This is a genomic window from Streptococcus sp. UMB0029 (assembly GCF_002871495.1).
Lineage (GTDB): Bacteria > Bacillota > Bacilli > Lactobacillales > Streptococcaceae > Streptococcus.
In genome coordinates this window covers 1-3383 of sequence record NZ_PNGD01000011.1, presented here as the reverse complement: position 1 = coordinate 3383, position 3383 = coordinate 1, and the positions used below count along the sequence as shown (strand labels likewise).

The 3383-nt window shown below is 37.7% G+C and carries 4 protein-coding genes; 3 read left to right on the top strand and 1 reads right to left on the bottom strand.

All coding sequences use genetic code 11. From position 1 onward, the window contains the following. Window positions 1-393: 393 nt before the first annotated feature. Complete coding sequence (locus tag CJ239_RS12390) at window positions 394-591, top strand: hypothetical protein (RefSeq protein WP_102211202.1); 198 nt, start codon at window positions 394-396, stop codon at window positions 589-591. A 243-nt stretch (window positions 592-834) separates the two neighbouring features. Here the strand turns inward: CJ239_RS12390 and queA are convergent, their stop codons facing one another. Next, complete coding sequence (queA, locus tag CJ239_RS08195; RefSeq protein ID WP_102211201.1) at window positions 835-1863, bottom strand: tRNA preQ1(34) S-adenosylmethionine ribosyltransferase-isomerase QueA; 1029 nt, start codon at window positions 1861-1863, stop codon at window positions 835-837. Between the two features lie 150 nt (window positions 1864-2013). Between queA and CJ239_RS08190 the strand changes: the two genes are divergently transcribed. Together CJ239_RS08190 and CJ239_RS08185 are read left to right on the top strand one after the other, a co-directional pair. Next, window positions 2014-2721: a glucosamine-6-phosphate deaminase gene (locus tag CJ239_RS08190; protein WP_033683351.1), complete on the top strand. Its 708-nt coding sequence runs from the start codon at window positions 2014-2016 to the stop codon at window positions 2719-2721. A 72-nt stretch (window positions 2722-2793) separates the two neighbouring features. Beyond that, window positions 2794-3327, top strand: a complete 534-nt coding sequence (locus CJ239_RS08185; RefSeq protein WP_102211200.1) for a hypothetical protein — start codon at window positions 2794-2796, stop codon at window positions 3325-3327. The last annotated feature ends 56 nt before the right edge of the window (window positions 3328-3383 follow it).

Below are 3383 nucleotides of genomic sequence, written 5' to 3'. Positions count from 1 at the left end.
ACCAGATACAACTTTAGAGTTTGCCGATAAGCTATCATCAGCAAAAACAACAAGCGACGGGGAAATGCTAGACATACAGAAAATAGACATAACTAGCAAACACATGATTTAAACATCTTAGACATAACGGAAACTCCTTTGTATTTTTGATTTTTTTCAACTTTTGTTATACAATAAAACCAAATAAAAAGAAAGCGGTAACAATATGCTTAATGCGAAAATTTTTTATATATTTTTATTTTTGATCTTTGTCGAAACTACAGGCTTGTTGTTGTTGAAAAACGGTCTTGAAAGAGGTTATTTAGATACAGGAGCTATCATCCTTGCAGTTTTTTCATTTGCTTTTTACAACCTATGTTCATTAAAACCAAATAAAAAGAAAGCGGTAACAATATGCTTAAGGCGAAAATTTTTTATATATTTTTATGTTTGATCGTTATTGAAACTACAGGCTTGTTGTTGTTGAAAAAAGGCCTTGAAAAGGGTTATTTAGATACAGGAGCTATTATCCTCGCAGTTTTTTCATTTGCTTTTTACAACCTATGTTCATTCGCTTGGGTCTGCAGTACAATAAAAAACAATAAAAAATAAATAGACGTATTTTCAAAAAAAGATTGCATATTTATCTCAGCAAAACGACGATTTAAATCGTCGTTTTTTTGTATAACTCCCCCTGAAATTTATTTTAATTATGCAAATTTCACGTATTTTTGGTGCTGAGACAACGATTCTGAGAGCTTTTCAGACTTTTTTGCGACCTTGTCTATCATTAGAAAAGCTTAGAGCACCAAAGGATTTAATACCTGATAATATGCGTTTTTTTGATTATGAAAATTAATAGATAAACATGGCGTCACCGAAACTAAAGAAGCGGTAGTGTTCTTGGATGGCATGGTGGTAGGCATCTAAGACTAATTCGCGACCTGCAAAGGCAGAAACCAACATGACCAGAGTTGATTTTGGCAGGTGGAAGTTGGTTGAGAAGGCATCGACAACCTTCCATTCATAGCCAGGTTTGATAAAGATATTGGTCCAGCCAGAATCTGCCTGGATCTGTCCATCAAACTTGGAACCAATAGTCTCCAAGGTGCGGATAGAAGTGGTTCCAACAGCGATGACACGACCACCATTTTCCTTGACAGAGTGAAGGGTTGCAGCTGCTTCCTCAGAAAGTTGATAGAATTCTGAGTGCATTTCGTGTTCGTCCAGATTGTCAACAGAAACGGGTCTAAAGGTTCCGAGTCCGACATGAAGAGTCAGATAGACTAGATGAACTCCTTTAGCTTGGATTTCTGCCAGCAGTTCTTTGGTGAAGTGGAGACCAGCAGTAGGTGCTGCAGCAGAGCCACTTTCCTTGGCGTAAACAGTTTGATAGCGTTCACGATCATCCAGTTTTTCGTGGATATAAGGTGGCAGAGGCATTTCACCCAGACTTTCTAAGACTTCTAGGAAAATTCCTTGGTATTCAAAGCGGACAATACGGCCCCCGTGGGTCAATTCTTCCGTCACGACAGCGCTGAGACGGCCATCACCAAAGCTGACACGAGTACCGACCTTGAGACGTTTGGCAGGTTTAGCCAGAACTTCCCACTCATCTCCATTAGTATTTTTAAGCAGGAGAAGTTCCACATGACCTCCAGTTTCTTCCTTTTGACCATAGAGTCGGGCAGGGAGAACGCGGGTGTCGTTCATGACAAGGGCATCACCAGGTTCAAGCATATCAATAATAGAGTGGAAGTGTTTATCCTGCATTTCACCCGTCTCACGGTTGACGATGAGAAGTTTAGAGGCATCCCGTTTTTCAAGGGGCGTTTGGGCAATCAATTCCTCAGGCAAGTGGAAATCAAAATCAGCTGTATTCATATATCTGTTCATTCTTTCTAAGTTCTAATCCTATCCATTATAACATGTTTCAAGTTTGGACGCTCTTTTTTTAGAAATTAAATCGTTTTCACTTGACAAAAATTGGTCTATACCATATAATGAATATAGATTAAAACGGAGGATGAAAAGATGAAAGTTATTAAAGTTGAAAACCAAGTTGAAGGTGGAAAAGTTGCGTTTGAGATTTTGAAGGAAAAATTGGCAAATGGTGCTCAAACATTGGGACTTGCGACAGGAAGCAGTCCGCTTGAATTTTACAAGGAAATCGTTGAAAGTGACCTTGATTTTTCAAATCTAACCAGTGTCAACCTTGATGAGTATGTAGGGCTTGACGGGGACAACCCACAGTCTTATCGTTACTTTATGCAAGAAAACTTGTTTAACCAAAAACCATTTAAAGAAAGTTTCTTGCCTCGTGGGGTTAAGGACAATGCTGAAGCTGAAGTTGAACGCTACAACCAAATTTTGGCTGACCATCCAGTTGACCTCCAAATCTTGGGAATTGGTCGAAATGGGCATATCGGATTTAATGAACCTGGTACTCCATTTGACAGTCAAACGCATTTAGTAGAACTGGACCAGTCTACTATTGAAGCCAATGCTCGTTTTTTTGACAAGATTGAAGACGTCCCAACCCAAGCCATTTCAATGGGGATTAAAAATATCTTGGATGCCAAGTCAATCCTTCTCTTTGCTTACGGTGAATCAAAAGCAGAAGCCATTGCTGGAACAGTGTCTGGCCCAGTGACTGAGAGTCTACCAGCAAGTAGCTTACAAAATCACCCAGATGTGACCATCATCGCAGATGCTGAAGCGCTCAGCTTGTTAGAAAAATAAAAAGCAACCACTTGCTCTTTGGAGTGAGTGGTTTTAGACGTATAAAACTTCAACATTACGTTAGGGGATTGCATGAATAAAGAAGAATTTCTAAAAATAAAAGAAGCATATAAGAGCGCTAGAACAGAAGAGAGAAAAATAATAATAAACTTCATTACAAAGAAGAAAGATAATGAAGGGAATTATCTTTTTACTAAGTCAAAAGATAAACCATATAACACAAGAAATCAATATTCAGGATGCAGAGGATCTAAAAAATATACCTCGGGTAGTAGATTATCTAGACCATATGATTTATCAAATCACCTGTGGATTGATTTGTCATATAAAGGAAATGACATCTTAATCTCTTTACAGTCTTTTGATATTGATCCAAATAGTAAAGAACTTCACGTCTTATATGATAGAATAGGCATATTATTTGAACAATCTAAAAAAATTCCAATTTTTAAAGATTGCTATACAATAACTAAAGTCAGTGATGCTTTTCTTAAAATGGAAACAACAAACTGGGAATTACCTTTATCTGAAGCAGATATGGAGGAGATGGTGAACTATATTATTAATCATTATGAGCTAAATTCCCAAACGAAGTTCCGCTGTTAGTAGAAGTGGAAGTTAGTCTGATAAAAATCCTAAAAACCAGTGGAATTCCGTGTCAG

Bases quoted from the DNA above. Each gene is read 5' to 3' on its own strand.
- queA (WP_102211201.1), bottom strand. From the start codon at position 1,863: ATGAATACAGCTGATTTTGATTTCCACTTGCCTGAGGAATTGATTGCC.
- CJ239_RS08185 (WP_102211200.1), top strand. From the start codon at position 2,794: ATGAATAAAGAAGAATTTCTAAAAATAAAAGAAGCATATAAGAGCGCT.
- CJ239_RS12390 (WP_102211202.1), top strand. From the start codon at position 394: ATGCTTAAGGCGAAAATTTTTTATATATTTTTATGTTTGATCGTTATT.
- CJ239_RS08190 (WP_033683351.1), top strand. From the start codon at position 2,014: ATGAAAGTTATTAAAGTTGAAAACCAAGTTGAAGGTGGAAAAGTTGCG.